Origin of the sequence: Ursidibacter arcticus, assembly GCF_009761375.1 — a bacterium.
Lineage (GTDB): Bacteria > Pseudomonadota > Gammaproteobacteria > Enterobacterales > Pasteurellaceae > Ursidibacter > Ursidibacter arcticus.
This window is the reverse complement of sequence record NZ_LEKM01000104.1, coordinates 1-16,199: the sequence shown is the minus strand read 5'-3', so window position 1 is coordinate 16,199 and position 16,199 is coordinate 1. Positions and strand designations below refer to the sequence as shown.

General features: G+C 36.8%; 17 protein-coding genes. 6 read left to right on the top strand and 11 right to left on the bottom strand.

Annotated features, from left to right (window positions below; translation table 11 throughout):
- Positions 1-220 precede the first annotated feature (220 nt).
- Positions 221-2,218 carry a transketolase gene (tkt, locus tag A1D25_RS02200; protein WP_157394075.1) on the bottom strand — a complete coding sequence of 666 codons (1,998 nt, stop codon included), beginning with the start codon at positions 2,216-2,218 and terminating at the stop codon, positions 221-223.
- Positions 2,219-2,476: 258 nt separating this feature from the next.
- Here tkt and rpmE point away from each other — a divergent pair, with 258 nt between their 5' ends.
- The 6 genes from rpmE to upp all read left to right on the top strand — a co-directional run bounded on the left by rpmE (position 2,477) and on the right by upp (position 7,401).
- Entirely contained in the window at positions 2,477-2,689 is a 213-nt protein-coding gene (rpmE, locus tag A1D25_RS02195; protein WP_123956433.1) for a 50S ribosomal protein L31, read from the top strand.
- A gap of 63 nt (positions 2,690-2,752) precedes the next feature.
- On the top strand, positions 2,753-3,520 hold the full coding sequence (locus tag A1D25_RS02190; protein ID WP_157394074.1) for a glycosyltransferase family 25 protein: 768 nt from the start codon (positions 2,753-2,755) through the stop codon (positions 3,518-3,520).
- Between the two features lie 6 nt (positions 3,521-3,526).
- A complete protein-coding gene (locus tag A1D25_RS02185; protein ID WP_157394073.1) occupies positions 3,527-4,585 on the top strand; it encodes a glycosyltransferase family 4 protein in 1,059 nt (352 codons plus the stop codon).
- A gap of 7 nt (positions 4,586-4,592) precedes the next feature.
- A complete protein-coding gene (locus A1D25_RS11035) occupies positions 4,593-5,846 on the top strand; it encodes a glycosyltransferase (protein ID WP_157394072.1) in 1,254 nt (417 codons plus the stop codon).
- Entirely contained in the window at positions 5,827-6,714 is an 888-nt protein-coding gene (gene ilvY / locus A1D25_RS02175; RefSeq protein ID WP_157394071.1) for an HTH-type transcriptional activator IlvY, read from the top strand. The genes A1D25_RS11035 and ilvY overlap by 20 nt, the downstream gene beginning before the upstream one ends.
- 60 nt (positions 6,715-6,774) lie before the next feature.
- A complete protein-coding gene (gene upp / locus A1D25_RS02170) occupies positions 6,775-7,401 on the top strand; it encodes a uracil phosphoribosyltransferase (RefSeq protein ID WP_157394070.1) in 627 nt (208 codons plus the stop codon).
- 52 nt (positions 7,402-7,453) lie between these two features.
- Here upp and A1D25_RS02165 read toward each other — a convergent pair whose 3' ends face one another.
- The 10 genes from A1D25_RS02165 to tolR form a co-directional block, all read right to left on the bottom strand.
- Positions 7,454-8,242, bottom strand: coding sequence for a TPM domain-containing protein (locus tag A1D25_RS02165; RefSeq protein ID WP_157394069.1), 789 nt, complete (start codon positions 8,240-8,242; stop codon positions 7,454-7,456).
- The gene (locus tag A1D25_RS02160; RefSeq protein ID WP_157394068.1) at positions 8,239-8,685 is read right to left on the bottom strand and encodes a TPM domain-containing protein; all 447 of its coding nucleotides are present in this window, start codon (positions 8,683-8,685) and stop codon (positions 8,239-8,241) included. The genes A1D25_RS02165 and A1D25_RS02160 overlap by 4 nt, the downstream gene beginning before the upstream one ends.
- 94 nt (positions 8,686-8,779) lie before the next feature.
- Positions 8,780-9,370, bottom strand: a complete 591-nt coding sequence (locus tag A1D25_RS02155; RefSeq protein WP_157394067.1) for a LemA family protein — start codon at positions 9,368-9,370, stop codon at positions 8,780-8,782.
- A gap of 79 nt (positions 9,371-9,449) precedes the next feature.
- Positions 9,450-10,490 (bottom strand): YcjF family protein, encoded by a 1,041-nt coding sequence (locus A1D25_RS02150; protein ID WP_157394066.1) that lies wholly within the window; start codon positions 10,488-10,490, stop codon positions 9,450-9,452.
- Positions 10,471-11,436 (bottom strand): tRNA dihydrouridine(16) synthase DusC, encoded by a 966-nt coding sequence (dusC, locus tag A1D25_RS02145; RefSeq protein ID WP_157394076.1) that lies wholly within the window; start codon positions 11,434-11,436, stop codon positions 10,471-10,473. The genes A1D25_RS02150 and dusC overlap by 20 nt, the downstream gene beginning before the upstream one ends.
- A 42-nt stretch (positions 11,437-11,478) precedes the next feature.
- Positions 11,479-12,351, bottom strand: a complete 873-nt coding sequence (gene djlA, locus A1D25_RS02140; RefSeq protein ID WP_157394065.1) for a co-chaperone DjlA — start codon at positions 12,349-12,351, stop codon at positions 11,479-11,481.
- Between the two features lie 122 nt (positions 12,352-12,473).
- Positions 12,474-12,938: a peptidoglycan-associated lipoprotein Pal gene (pal, locus tag A1D25_RS02135; protein ID WP_157394064.1), complete on the bottom strand. Its 465-nt coding sequence runs from the start codon at positions 12,936-12,938 to the stop codon at positions 12,474-12,476.
- A gap of 17 nt (positions 12,939-12,955) precedes the next feature.
- Positions 12,956-14,242, bottom strand: a complete 1,287-nt coding sequence (gene tolB / locus A1D25_RS02130) for a Tol-Pal system beta propeller repeat protein TolB (RefSeq protein ID WP_157394063.1) — start codon at positions 14,240-14,242, stop codon at positions 12,956-12,958.
- Between the two features lie 22 nt (positions 14,243-14,264).
- On the bottom strand, positions 14,265-15,575 hold the full coding sequence (tolA, locus tag A1D25_RS02125) for a cell envelope integrity protein TolA (RefSeq protein WP_157394062.1): 1,311 nt from the start codon (positions 15,573-15,575) through the stop codon (positions 14,265-14,267).
- A gap of 16 nt (positions 15,576-15,591) precedes the next feature.
- Complete coding sequence (tolR, locus tag A1D25_RS02120; RefSeq protein WP_157394061.1) at positions 15,592-16,032, bottom strand: colicin uptake protein TolR; 441 nt, start codon at positions 16,030-16,032, stop codon at positions 15,592-15,594.
- Positions 16,033-16,199: the final 167 nt, after the last annotated feature.

The following is a 16,199-nucleotide window of genomic DNA, read 5'->3' as shown; positions in this document are numbered from 1 at the left end:
AGGGTGGGCTTTAGCCCACCATAGATTGATGACAAACCTCAATTTGTTGTATTCAATAAACGGACGCCAGCGTGGCGTCCCTACATAACAAAAATAAAATATGTTATTTTTCAATTGGTTATAACTTTCCTTGTAGGGACGCCACGCTGGCGTCCGAATGAAAAAAGACTTTGTCAATAATCTGAGGGGAAATTTAATTTCCCCTTTATTATTTAATTGATTATAAGATCTCTTTTGCTTTTGCGACTACATTTTCAACGGTAAAGCCGAAAAGTTTAAATAATTCGCCAGCTGGAGCAGATTCACCGAAACTATTCATTCCAACAATGCGTCCACCAAATCCTACATATTTATACCAGAAATCTGCTATGCCCGCTTCAATCGCAACACGTTTAGTGACTGAGCTTGGTAATACAGATTCACGATAAGCTTCATCTTGAGCATCAAATACATTAGTACTTGGCATTGATACAACACGAACTTTGCGTCCTTCACTTGTTAAGAGTTCCGCTGCTTTTACTGCCAGCTCAACTTCAGAGCCTGTTGCAATAAGGATAAGCTCTGGTGTGCCATCACAATCTTTTAAGATATAACCACCACGAGCAACGTTAGCTAATTGTTCTGCATTACGTTCCATTTGAACTAAGTTCTGACGTGTGAAAATTAATGCACTTGGGCCTGTTTTCTTCTCAACGGCAGCTTTCCACGCAACTGCTGATTCGACTTGGTCACAAGGTCTCCAAGTATCTAAATTTGGAATTAGACGTAAAGCCGATGTTTGCTCAACAGGTTGGTGAGTCGGACCATCTTCACCTAAGCCGATAGAGTCGTGGGTATAAACAAAAAGAACACGCTGTTTCATCAATGCAGCCATACGCACGGCGTTATGTGCATATTCCATAAACATTAAGAATGTTGCACCATAAGGGATAAATCCACCGTGCAATGCAATACCATTCATAATGGCAGACATACCAAACTCACGCACGCCATAGTTTACATAGTTGCCATCAACATTGTAATCTGCACGAATTGGTTTAGAACCAGACCATAATGTTAAGTTAGAACTTGCTAAGTCCGCTGAGCCACCTAAAAATTCAGGAAGAATATGTGCATAGGCTTCAATCGCATTTTGAGAGGCTTTACGGCTTGCGATTGTCGCAGGATTCGCTTGTAGTTTCTCGATAAATGCTTGTGATTCCGCAGCCCAATTTGTTGGTAAGTTACCGTTTACACGACGTTCAAATTCTGCTGCAAGCTCTGGATAAGCGGCTTGATAAGCAGCAAATTTTGCATTCCATTCTTTCTCTGCAACTTGTCCTTTCGCTTTAGCGTCCCATTTAGCATAAATATCTGCTGGAATTTCAAATGGTGCGTGTTCCCATTGTAAAAATTCGCGAGCTGCTGCAATTTCAGCATCACCTAGTGGTGCACCGTGGCAATCGTGAGAATTAGATTTGTTTGGTGAACCATACCCAATAATAGTTTTACAAATAATTAAAGTTGGACGCTCTGTTTCTGCCTGAGCATTTTCAATCGCAAATTTGATTTGTTCTGCATCGTGTCCATCGACATTACGAATAACTTGCCAGCCATAGGACTCAAAACGTAACGCGGTATCATCTGAGAACCAGCCATCAACGTGACCATCAATAGAGATATTATTATCATCATAGAATGCGATCAGCTTACCTAATCCTAATGTTCCTGCTAATGAACAAGCTTCGTGAGAAATTCCTTCCATTAAACAACCATCGCCAAGGAATGCATAAGTATAATGGTTTACAATATTGTGTCCTTCTCGGTTGAATTGTGCAGCTAATGTTTTTTCTGCCAGTGCCATTCCCACTGCATTAGTGATCCCTTGACCTAATGGGCCAGTAGTGGTTTCTACACCTGGTGCATAGCCATATTCTGGGTGACCTGGTGTTTTTGAGTGTAATTGACGGAACTGTTTCAAGTCTTCAATTGAAAGATCATAACCTGTTAAATGTAACAAGCTATAAATTAACATTGAGCCGTGTCCATTTGACAATACAAAGCGATCACGATTTGCCCAAGCAGGATTAGTTGGGTTATGCGAAAGGAAATCACGCCATAATACTTCGGCAATATCCGCCATTCCCATTGGGGCACCTGGGTGTCCTGAATTAGCTTTTTGAACGGCATCCATTGATAAGAAACGAATTGCATTGGCTAAAACTTTGCGTTCTGTCATTTTGACTCCTTAAAATGTAATTTAGAAAGCATAAAAATTTAAAGTGATTCTACACTATTTTTCTATAAAGCTCCCTATTTATCTCAGCTTAAAAATGTGATCTATTTCACAATAACGATGATTGAATTTGAGAAAAAATTAGAGTAGAATGCTTGCTCTTTTGGTGCTGAGATTCTCAGCGAATATTCATACATATGGTATCAGACAGCCGAGTTGTATGCTCTGATGGCGATATGGCTTCTTTAGAGGTTTTCCATAATGAAACAAGGTATTCATCCTAACTATGTAGAAATTACTGCAACTTGTTCTTGCGGTAACGTAATTAAAACTCGCTCAACAGTGGGTAAAGATTTAAACTTAGACGTGTGTGGTAACTGCCACCCGTTCTACACTGGTAAACAACGTGTTGTTGATACTGGTGGTCGTGTTGAACGTTTTAACAAACGCTTCAGCATTCCAAGCAAAAAATAATCAACTAATGATTAAATTTAAAAACCCCACAGTTGTGGGGTTTTGTCTATACGGAATAGTGATATGCAAAATACCAATTCAACCCCCATTTTTATCATCAATTTAGCTAAGTCAATAGAGCGTAAGCAATTTATCATAGAACAATTTGAACAGCTTAATAAACAATTACAGAGTCCTATTCAGTATAATTTTTTCTCAGCCATCAATGGGAATGACAACCCAGATTTCTATCTTTTTAAAAAATATAATAAACAAAAACGTTTTACCCGTAAGGGTAACTATATGAGTTTATCACAGCTTGGTTGCTGGGCTAGTCACTATCTTTTATGGGAAAAGTGTGTTGAATTGAATCAACCCATTATTGTGTTAGAAGATGATTCTTTACTACAAGATAACTTTATAGATGTTTATCAATTTACATATTCAGAACAAAATAATTTCGAATTCTTCTGGTTTTCTCCTCCTACCTTTAAAACATTAAAGAGCAGTCCTGTTGTAAAAATAAACAGCACTGTTGTATCTAAAGTAGATATTTCTTTTGGAAATACTAGTGGCTACTTTATTACTCCCAATGCAGCAAGAAAACTAATTAACTATTATGAAAAAGAATGGGTTTATGAAGTTGATATCTCTATGGATAGATTTTGGGAACATAAAGTCAATTTATTTTGTGTACACCCAGCTTGTATTAAACCAAATACTGCTATTGAAAGTAACATTCAATCGTTAAAAGATAAACAAAACAGAACATTACTGGAGAAATTAAGAAGAGAATACTACACAATTGTAGATAAAATTAACAAAAAAACATATTTATTATTTAATAGGTAACATAAAATGAATATCTCAATCGCTTGTTTAAAATTTAAAAAAGGTGGTGGAAGTGAAAGATATGTGTTGGATATTATAAATGGTTTCTATCAACAGAATATTAAGTGTAATGTCTATTCAACTTATTTTGATTCTCAACTTGCAGAATATAATAAGATTAACCCACTAAAAGCAAATTTGAGTTTTATTCCTAAAAAACTGAGATTGCCTTTTCTATCCAATTTTATAAAAAAACATAAGCAAAGTGATGAAATTATTCTATCTATGACCCACACCTATAACGATATTACTATTTGTGGTGGACAACATAAGGGATATTTAAGAGCAATAAATAAAAAACCAACACTTGTTGATAGATTCAAAATTGCTAATGAACAAAAATGCTTTAATACAGCAAGATTAATTATTGCTCATTCAAATTTAATGAAAGATGAGCTAGTGGAATTGTATAATCTTGATCCTAAAAAAATAAAGGTTATATATCCCCCTGTCGATACCGAAAGATTCCATACCATTTCAGATTCTGAACGAGATAAGCTAAGAAAAAAATTAGGTTTTTTAGAAAATGAAATCATCTACTTATTCCCATCAACAGGTCATTATCGAAAAGGTTTTCAAGAGTTAAAGCAATTTTTTGAAAAAACTGATCTTCCAATAAAACTTGTAGTAGTAGGTTCCCCTGTAGAAGAAACAAAAAATATACGCTATTTAGGGTATCGTGACGATATGCCGGAGTTATATAGAGCCGCAGATTTTACTATAATGGCGTCAATTTATGAGCCTTTTGGTTTAGTAGGGATAGAGTCTATTTTATCTGGCACACCGATCATTTTCTCAAAAAATATGGCTTGCCTTGAAACATTGAATGATGATTTAAATTTATCTTTTATAAAAAATGATAAATTCTCATTAGAGAATGTAATAGCTCAATCAATAAAATATAAAGAAAGCAATAAACATAGGATTTTAGACCCCTATAAAATACTTAATTATAACCCGACACTAACTAATCATATACATAAACTAAAAGAAAGTATAATATCTTTAGCAAATAATAATCAATAACAGGTTAATGGAAAATATTTTATTGGTTAATCCAATTAATTTAAAGAAAGAAATTTGGAAGTGGGAAATGAAAGTATTAATATTGAATAAATGGCTAATTGTTGGTGGGGTTGAAAAGGTTCTAATCAATTATCTTGATATTTTAAAAGATAAGGAGGATGTTAAGACAGATTTATTCATTCTATTTAATACTGATGATAGTGTTTTTTCCAAGGATATTCCTGATGGAGTTAATACCAAATATGCATTTGACAAAGAATATTTTTTAATATCATCAAGAATGAAAAGAAATAAAAAATCAAATATCCTTAATAGAATAAAAGAGAAGATTTTTAGAATTCGTGAAAAAATAATAATAAAAAGAAAATTAAAGGATTATATTCTAACTGGAAATTATGATCTAATCATTGGTTTTTCTGAACAATTTGATCAATATTTGTCTTTTAATAAAATCAGTATTCCTACTATGCGGTGGGTTCATTCATCAATTAATCTAAATAAATTCTCATCGCGAAGAAAAAATCTTTTAAAAAAGTATGATAAGATTATTACCATTACTGATGAAATGGAACAACAATTACTCTCTTTAGAAATAGAAAGTAATAAAATAACTACTCTATACAACCCTATTGATTTTAATAACATTCGTACCAAATCAGAATATGACTCTGATATTAAAATCACCTCTAAATCATATTTAGTCCAAGTTGCTAGGCTAGATAGCTTAAAACGACATTCTGATTTAATTGATATTTTTGCAAAACTGGTCGAGAAAGGGATTCAAGAGGATCTTTATATTATTGGAAAAGGTGATGAATATGTTCAGCTAAAAACTAAAATATCTCAATTAAATTTAGAGAATAGATGCTTCTTATTAGGTGAAGTAGAAAATCCATATCCATATATGAAGAATGCTCGTTTGTTTTTGCATACATCTGAAAAAGAAGGACTACCCACTGTGTTACTAGAAAGTATGGCTCTAGGCGTTCCTGTTGTTGCTATGGATTGCCCTACTGGACCTAAAGATATTTTAGGTGCGAATAGTGAATATGGGAAATTAATTCCAATGCATAATAAAGAAATGTTTATTGATGCCGTACTTGAGCTTTTAAACAACGATGAATTAAGACAATATTATTCCAGACAGAGCTTAATTCGAGTACAAGACTTCTCAAGTGAGAAAATATCACAGCAAATTGATAGCTTATTTAAACAAGTGATCTTAGAACATCATAAAAAGAATGAACTTCCAAAACCTTAAACTTTTTCTTGATATTGTTCAGACGAAAAGTTTTATTCGCTCTGCTGAAAAGAATCATATGAGTGCATCAACCCTTTCTCGTCAAATTCAGCGAATGGAAGACGAGATTGGGCAACCGCTCTTTTTGCGTGATAATCGCCAAGTTTGCTTAACGGATGCTGGGCAACGTTTTCTTGTTTTTGCCAAACATACTTGGGAAAATTGGCAACAAATACAGCGTGAGTTATCACCTCATCAGAAAGAGCTAGAAGGGGAGCTAAAATTATTTTGCTCTGTTACTGCAGCTTATAGCCATCTACCGACTATCTTAGAAAAATTTCGTAAACGCTACCCTAAAATTGAAATTGTACTAAGTACGGGCGATCCCGCTAAGGCATTACATAGCGTACAATCTTTACAGGCAGATATATCTTTAACAGGTAAGCCAGAAATATTACCTCCTAATATCGCTTTCCATTTTATTGATGATATTACCTTATCACTCATTGTGCCTAGAATAGCTTGCCCTGCAACACAGTTATTACAACAATCGCCAATTGATTGGCAGAATGTGCCTTTTATCTTACCCGTAGAGGGGCCAGCTCGTAAGCGGATAGATCACTGGTTTAAATTGCAAAAAATCAAAGAACCGAAAATTTATGCAACGGTTGAAGGACACGAGGCGATAGTACCGATGGTCGCTGTTGGTTGTGGTGTTGCTCTCTTACCTGATATTGTCGTGCAACATAGTCCTGTTAATAATCAGATTTCTTATTTTAATTTGACACTCCCTATCCAGCCTTTTGAACTCGGTATTTGTGTACAACAAAGACGTTTACAAGAACCGATAATTCAAGCATTTTGGGCATTGTTATCTGATTTAAATTAAAGGAAATCACAGAATTTCTGCTAAAATAGCACCACTTCAAAATAATAATGAGGATAAAAAATGAAAGTTATTGAAGTTAAACACCCATTGATTAAACATAAAATCGGCTTAATGCGTGCAGCTGATGTGAATACAAAAGATTTCCGTCAATTAGCAACAGAAGTTGGTAGCCTACTTACTTACGAAGCAACAACAGATTTAGAAACTGAAAAAGTAACGATTGAAGGTTGGAATGGACCTGTTGAGATTGATCGTATTAAGGGGAAAAAGGTAACTGTTGTTCCGATTCTAAGAGCAGGTCTTGGAATGATGGACGGAGTGTTAGAACATATTCCAAGTGCAAGAATTAGCGTAGTGGGGATCTATCGTAATGAAGAAACCTTAGAACCTGTTCCGTATTTCACCAAATTAGCGAATGACGTAGAGGAGCGTTTAGCCATCATTGTTGATCCTATGCTCGCTACGGGGGGATCAATGATTGCGACCATCGATCTACTCAAAAAAGCTGGTTGTAAGCATATTAAAGTATTAGTTTTGGTTGCTGCCCCTGAAGGTATTAAGGCATTAGAAGCAACTCACCCTGATATTGAACTTTATACTGCGTCTATTGACAGCCACTTAAATGAAAATGGTTATATTATCCCTGGCTTAGGTGATGCAGGCGATAAAATATTTGGTACGAAATGATATCTAAAGCGGTCTTTTTGCAAAAAAAGAAGTGAATTAGACCGCTTATTTGCTACCAACTCCCTCCAGCTCCACCACCGCCTGAGCTACCACCGCCGAATCCGCCTCCGCTACCACCACCGAAGCCACCGCCGCCAAAACCTCCACCAAAGCCGCCTCGTCCACTACCAAATCCACCTGAAGATCTGGTCGTACGAATAATTCTGTCAGCAGTACTTGGGCTTACATATCTGTTTCCCCCTCTCCCAATAAATTGGAATAAGATGAAAATAGCAATAGCAATGATAAAAAATATCTGTTCATCATCTAACCCAAATAAGTTTTGAGTTTCTTCTTCCACAACAGGAGCATATTCTCCTTGCGTTGCAGCAATAATTGAAGATAGCCCTTTAGCAATGCCCTGAGCATATAAATTCTGCTTGAAATAAGGGGTAATATCATTACGAATAATTGAAGATGCAATTGCATCAGGCAGTGCTGCCTCTAGCCCACGCCCCGTTGCAATAAAGAGTTTTCGGTCATCTTTAGCAATCAGCAATAGAACGCCATTATTTTCTTTCTGTCTGCCAATTCCCCATTGATTAAATAAGTTATGTGAATAACTCGATACTGCTTCGCCATTTGTATTGGGAACGATCACAACGGCAATTTGGGAACTTGTTTTTGATGCATAATCAATTAAAGCCTTCTCTAACGTCTGGCGTTCTTGTTGCGTTAACGTTTGAGTATAATCAGAAACATAGCGAAACGGCTTAGGTACTGCGGGATAATTCGCAAAACTAAATAACGTAAAAAATAGCGTGGCACATAATATGGCATAACGAGCTATATTTTTTCTCATTTAATAATAACCTCATTCGATAATTCATTCACATCATTCGCCTGAATAGGGAAATGACGTGCAAGCTGGTTCTCAACCTGCTTAATACCTTCGCAAATGGCCTGCGTAAATTGTCCTTTTTGACAATCCGCTTTCATTGAATCATACACACCTTGCCAAAATGAGTTTCCAACTTTTTGATGAATACCTTCATCACCAATTACCGCAATTAAATGTGGCTTAAAAGAGAGATAAAGCAATACGCCATTTCTTTCTGCTGTGTTATGCATTTCTAATTCATTAAAAAGTTGTGTTGCTCTTTCAAGTGCATTTTTATGTTTAGCTTTACGCTCTACCACAACCCGTAATTCGGCCGATGTTGTTTTCTCTAAATGTGAAATTGCCTCTTCGATCTGCTTGGTATCGAGAGGCAATTTACGTTCAAAAAATGAAAATAATCCCATTCATTCCTCATTTGTATTTAATAAGCGGTTAGATTTTTGTATTTTCTTGCAAAGTAGCAAAAAGATGAAGGGCGTATGTTACGCCCCTGCGTGATTAGTTAAAATTTACAACGGGAGCTTTTTCTGAGCCGACTTCCGCTTTGAATTGTGGTTTTGGGCTAAAACCAAATAACAAAGCCGCTAATTTGGTCGGTAATTGACGAACTTGCTTGTTGTACTCTTTTACTGCTGCATTAAAATTATTACGCTCTACATTGATACGATTTTCTGTGCCTTCAATTTGAGCCTGAAGATTTAAGAACCCTTCGTGAGCTTTTAATTCTGGGTATTTTTCTACACTAACTAATAAACGAGAAAGAGCCGAATTTAAACCTTGTTGAGCTTGTTGGAACTGAGCCATCTGCTCTTCAGTCGCATTTGTTGGATCAATTTTAGTTTGGGTTGCTTTTGCTCGAGCTTCAATTACATTAGTGAGAGTTTCCTTCTCAAAATTAGCCTGCCCTTTCACCGTATTCACTAAATTTGGAATTAAATCCGCTCGGCGTTGATAAGCCGATTCTACGTTTGCCCAAACAGAATTTATATCCTCTTCTGCTTTTACCAAACTGTTATAGCTACTACTTAATGTCATTCCGCCAAATAATGCCACAACAGCAAGGACGATAATCACAATCCATTTTTTCATAAATGTAAACCTCTAATGATTTAATGTTAAAGTTTATGTACTAGGGTCTATTGACCTTTGTTTGTGAGTAAGTGAAACTTTACAAGTTCACTTCTCTTTCTTTTTGCTCTGATTTGCTAAATAAAGTCGTTTTCAGGACACCTAATAGCTCTTGTCTGACAACAGAAAGTGTTGGTCGTTCCCCTTTTTGAAAAACAATTGGGCGACAAAATTCCATTGCTTTTATGCCTAAGCGAGCTGTTAATAAACCAACACCAATACCTTGAGCAACTCGCACTGACAATTTAGCGGTAAGATTTTGCGAGAAAAATTCACTGCCCATATCGGTAACAATCTCCGTTGCACCAGCAAATACCATATTAGTTAATACCATCTTAAATAGTTTTAAACGACTGATATAGCCTAATTCCATTCCGTAAGCGTTAGTAATTTTATTAACAAGAGCAATATTTCGCCAAGCAACCATCAATACATCCACAATAGCCAATGGGCTAATTGCAACAATAAGGGCATTTTCAGCGGCACTCTTACTAATTAGTTTTTTAACTTGATCATCAATCGGTTTTAATACTGTTTGACTGAAAAGATAAAAGACTTCTTTGCTATTGTAGGCTTCATCAAGCTGAGATTGCCAACGTTGTTGTGCTTGTTCAATCATTGGAGTTCGAGCTAAATTAGCTATCGCTGACTTACAAAAAATTGTAGCTTTCTCACCGCTTGTCGCAGAATGATCATCTAGTAATTGTTGGCTCACTTGCTGTTGATAATGATGTTTACGCAGCCATAATAATTTACGCCATTCACCAATAATAGCACCAATACCAGCCAAGCTGATCACAAAAAATGCAATAGCAAAAGCCAAATAGATCCACTGATTTTGTTGCCACGAATCAATCAACCATTGAACAGATTGTGCAATAACTGCAATACCTAAAAGAACCAATGCACCTAAAAATAAACGAATCCAAAAACGAGATGGTTTAAGCGTTTCTTCAAAGGCTAATTGAGGTTCAATTTCTTCAGGAAGATCAAACTGAATATCGTCTGTATGAGAAAATTCTTGCTTGGGTTGATGTTGAGCAACTGTTGGCTCTTCTTCATTAAAAATACGTTTTTCCATTCTGATTTACCGCCTGAATAATATGTTGTTTTAAACCATCATAGCCGTGTTCTGTTTTAAGAATATCAAATAATTGCTCTGCTTCTGGATACTCCTTATCAAGATAACGTAGCCATTGTTTAATCCGAGCAACGTGATAGAACCCTGTATCTTGCTTATTTTCCATATTGACATATTGGAAAAGTAACTCTAATACGTTATCCCACGTCATTTTAACCTGATTAAATTTGACTACTCGACTTAGATTTGGCACATTCAACGCACCACGCCCAATCATTATTGACCGACAAGCGGTGACTTCTTGACATTTTTTTGCAGATTCAAAATCCCAAATTTCGCCATTGGCAATCACAGGAATAGCAAGGCGTTTAGCAATATCGCCAATTGCTTGCCAATTTATACGCTCTGCACGATATCCATCCATTTTTGTTCGACCATGCACCGTAATTTCTGTTGCACCACCTTGTTGCACCGCATCAGCAATTTCAAAACAAGCGTTGCTATTATCCCAACCTAATCGGACTTTGACTGATACAGGCTGATCAGCTGGTACAGCCTCTCGCATTGCTTTTGTTGCTTGGTAGATCAATTCGGGCTGCTTGAGTAATGATGCCCCACCATTACTGCCATTCACTGTTTTTGATGGACAACCACAATTCAGATCCACGCCGTGCGATCCTAACTCCACTGCTAACGCTGCATTTTCTGCTAACCATTGCGGATGCTGCCCTAAAATCTGCACCCGAACAGGCGTGCCTGATGGCGTAAAACCATTATTATGTAGTTCTGGACACAAACGATAAAAAGCCTTTTTCGGCAATTTTTGTTCTACAACACGAACAAATTCAGAAATGCAGAGATCATAATCATTTACCGCCGTTAATAATTGGCGAACAAAAGGATCTAACACCCCTTGCATTGGGGCTAAAATGACCCTTGGTACTATTTGTAAATTTTCCACAAAATCTTACCGCTAATAAAGAATCTCTTATTTCCAACCTTTGACTTTACAAATAAGATCATAAGCCGCCTGAATTTGTTGTGCTTTTTCTTTTGCCACTTCCATCATCTCTGGTGGAAGACCTTTTGCGACTAATTTATCCGGATGATGTTCATTCATCAATTTACGATAAGCTCTTTTAACTGTATTTTGTTCATCCGATGCAGATACTCCCAATACTTTATAAGCATCTTCTAAAGTTGGCCCACTGCTATATGATTGCTGATAACGCCCATACCCTTGCTGATAATGACCTTGTTGAGAATTTCCCTGTTGGTAAGTTCGTTGTTCATAATAACCTGAACGGAATTGTTGTGCAGCAGCTACCATTGCGAGCATTTGCTCAAATTGGAAACGAGACATTCCCAAAGTTTCAGCGATAGTAAATAAAATTTGTTGCTCTTTTTGATCTAAAGAGCCATCTTGTAAGGCAGCTTGCATCTGTACTTCAACAAAAAAACGTAATAAATCATTACGTTGCCCGCAAGCCTCTCTAAATTCTTGAATTACCTTCCGTAAAGGAAACTCAGTATCTTTGCCTAATGTGAAGGCTTTCTGAGCTAATTGCTGCTGGCTTGTATCTAATTTCATAGATGTCATTAAGTTACGAGCTAACTGAATATCATTTTCAGTTACTCTTCCTTTTGCCTTAGAGATATGTCCTAAAACAGCAAAAGTAGTTTGCATAAATAAAGATTGACGTGTCAGCCCTTTCCCAAAAATACTTGATGAAACAGAACCTAACTCATAGAGTTTTTTATCTCCCCAGTGGCCAATAATAAGCCCTAATAGCCCCCCAAAGAATCCACCGAAGAATTTGTACCCTAAAATAAAACCTAATATTTTTCCTACAAATTGCATTTTATCTCCCAACTATAAGTAATGATGTTGGCTATTTTAACGGAAAAAACTTAAAAAATACTTAAATAAAAAAATAAAGCCCCGAAAAATCGGGGCTTTAGTGCTAACAATTAAAGTAAAAATTAGTACTCTAACACTGCACGACGGTTTTTCTGATAGTCAGCTTCAGAGTGACCTAATACAGCTGGTTTCTCTTCACCGTAAGAAACTGTTGCTACATTAGAAGCACCTTTAGATGCTAAGTAGTTTTGTACTGCATCTGCACGACGTTGACCTAATGCGATGTTGTACTCTGGTGTGCCACGTTCATCAGCGTGACCAGCAACAGTTACTTTACCTTGTGAAGCTGTTAAGTATGCTGCGTGAGCATCTAATAATTGTTGGTATTCACCTTCAACAGTATAACGGTCAAAACCGAAATACACAGTGTTATAACGAGTTTGTAAATCTTGTACTGAATAGCCACCAAAAGTTTGACCATTCGTATTCGCATTTGCATTTGCACTTGCGTTGTCATTTGAGCTGCTGCAAGCCGCTAAAACGAAAGCTGGTGCCGCAATCATTAATACTTTAGCTAGTTTTTTCATTTTTTTCTCCGAAAGAATTATTGTTTTGTCAAATACGGTGACCAAGCAGGGAATTTATATTGTCCACCTGCTCCCGGCAAGTTAGCTTTAAAACGGCCATCTGCGGACACCAATTGTAGCACTTTGCTCACACCTTTGGTAGAGCTATAAATAACCATTGTTCCATTTGGTGAAATACTTGGACTTTCGTCTAAAAACGTAGAACTTAATACTTCCGTGCTACCTGAAGTTAAATCTCGTTTTACAATTTTATCACCAGAAACCATGATTAAATTCTTGCCATCTGCTGAAATTTTACCACTACCGCTACCGCCAATCAAGCCAGCACCGCCACCAGATGCACTCATTTGATAAACTTGTGGTGAACCACTTCTATCAGAAGTAAATAAAATTGAGCCACCATCAGGAGACCAGCTAGGCTCAGTATTATTACCCGCACCACTTGTTAATTGTCTTGGTGAACCACCGTTCACACTTGTTACATAAATATTAAGTTGCCCATCTTGGTTAGATGCAAAAGCTATTCTTGAGCCATCTGGAGAGAAAGATGGAGCACCATTATGACCTTTTAATGATCCGACCACTTTACGTCCACCAGAACGTAAATCGTGAACAACAACTTGTGATTTTTTATTTTCAAAGGTTACATAAGCTAATTTTGAACCTTCTGGTGACCACTCTGGCGACATCAATGGTTCTTTGCTACTAACTACTGTAAAAGCATTAAAGCCATCATAATCTGAAACGCGTAACTCATAGGAAGACACCCCACGTTGAACAACATAGGCAATTTTTGTTCTAAATGCACCACGAATTTGAGTTAATTTTTCAAACACTTGATCACTTACAGTGTGAGCACCTAAACGAATCTGTGCCGCAGGTACGTTAAACGAACCTTGAGCAATGACATTTCCTGCTGCTCCTGAAGTACCCAATACATCAATTAATTGATAAGCGACATTATAACCACCACCAGATGCAGATACCTGACCAACGACAACATTATCAGCACCTAAAACTGACCACTGATCAGGCACAATTTCAGCAGCTGATCCTGGCTGAGATGGTAGCCTTTCTCTTGGAATTGGCGAGAATTTACCACTGTTACGTAAATCATCAGAAATAATTTGAGCTACATCTGCTGGTACAGCTCCATTTGCTTTAAATGGCACGACAATGATCGGTTGTGCCGTGCTTACACCTTGGTCAATAGAAATTCTGATATCAGATTCTGCTCTCAACAGACCTGATACCAATAAACTCATTGCCATTATTGTACTCGTAAAACGAGAAACTAATTTCATTTTGAACCTCTCGGTTAGATTGTTATTTAACTTTTAAACTAAAATCAAGCGTTGGTGATTTATATTGCTGATAAACTTGATCAGATGGTGCAGGTGGTACTTTTCTTGTTGCGACAATTGCACTTACGGCAGCATCACATACAGCTTTATCGCCTCCTACAACCTGATAATTTCTGATAGTACCATCTCGCTCTAAGAAAATTTTCACATCACATTGTTTTCCAGCAAAACTTGGATCAACGCGATAACGTGATTCAATCAATTTCTTAATTCTTTGCCCGTAGGCACTACCATCAACATTCGCTCCTTGACCTAAACCACTCGTTCCACCACTACCTTGGCTTCCAGAGCTATTTTTATTCCCGCCTTTACTTGTACCACCACCAATATCACCATTATTTAAGAAATCATCTAGGGCTTTATTATTTTTGGCTTTTTCGGCCTTTGCGGCAGCTTCGGCTTTCGCTTTAGCCTCTTTTTCTGCTTTGGCTTTAGCTTCTTTTTCTGCCTTAGCTTTAGCTTCTTTCTCAGCTTTTTCTTTTGCCTCTTTTTCTACTTTCGCTTTAGCATCTCTTTCAGCTTTTTCTTTTGCCTCTTTTTCTGCTTTAGCTTTAGCATCTCTTTCAGCTTTTTCTTTTGCCTCTTTTTCTGCTTTAGCTTTAGCCTCTCTCTCAGCTTTTTCTTTTGCTTCTTTTTCTGCTTTAGCTTTAGCCTCTGCTTTCTTCTGTTCTTCTAATACTTTCTGTTTTTCAGCTTCTTTAGCTTTTCTATCTTCTTCAGCTTGCTTAGCCGCTGCTTCCAGTTTTTTAGCTTCTGCTTCAGCTTTTAGTCTAGCTGCTTCAGCTACTTTTTTACGAGTAGCCTCTTCTTCCTGAAGTTTTCTTTGTTGTTCTTGTTTGGCTAACTCTTGCTGACGCTGTTGCTCTTGACGTTTTTGTTCTTCCTGAAGTTTTTGCTCTTGTTGCTTTTTAATTTCTTCCTGTTTCTTTTGTAAAGCGATTGCTTGCTCTTTTCTCTTCTCTTCTACAACTTCCTCAGGAGTAGGTTGTACATCTTCAACAGACTCTTGAACTTCTTCCTTCGGTTCTTCTTTTGGTTCAACTTTAGGACGATTACCTTGTTTATTTTCCTTTATTCGCCCATATTCTGCCGCAACCTGCCCAGTATCTACCATCACAGCGTCAAAAGACTCAGAATCGCCCCCACTACCGCCAGCAGCAGGTTCAATCATTTTGGTAAATAATGAGCCTAACAATAACAATCCTATCAATACAAGATGTAGTAGGATTGAAACAATTACGGCTAACTCTAGTCTATCGTTTCTAGATTTCACACATTATCCTTGCTGATTATTTACCTTCGGTCATTAATCCTACGGACTTAATGCCTGCATCTTTCAATAATGAAATGCCTTTCATTACTTCTTCATAAGGAACATCTTTTCCCCCTGCTACCAAAAATAACGTGTTGTTATCTTTTTGGAATGCCTCTCCTGCGTAAGCAACAACATCTTGCTCAGTCAGATTTTCTTGGCCGTTAGCCTGAATATAGTTCCCTTCAATTTTTAACTTATATAGTGCCACACCAGCAATTTCTAAAATCACTGGCGTTTTATCTTCATTAGAGACTGATTGGCTATGACGATCTTCTGGTAAATCAACTTCCACACTTTGACTAATAATTGGTGCTGTTGCCATAAAAATAAGCAACAATACTAATAATACATCTAGAAAGGGAACAATGTTAATTTCCGATTTAATGCCATTACGTTTACCACGACGATAAGACATATATCCTCTTTAATTCTTTATATCAAAATACTTTCCGAACACTCTAAGCGGTCAGTTTTATACTAAAACTTCAGATTATTGACAAAGTCTTTTTTCATTCGGACGCCAGCGTGGCGTCCCTACAAGGAAAGTTATAACCAATTGAAAAATAACAGATTTTATTTTGT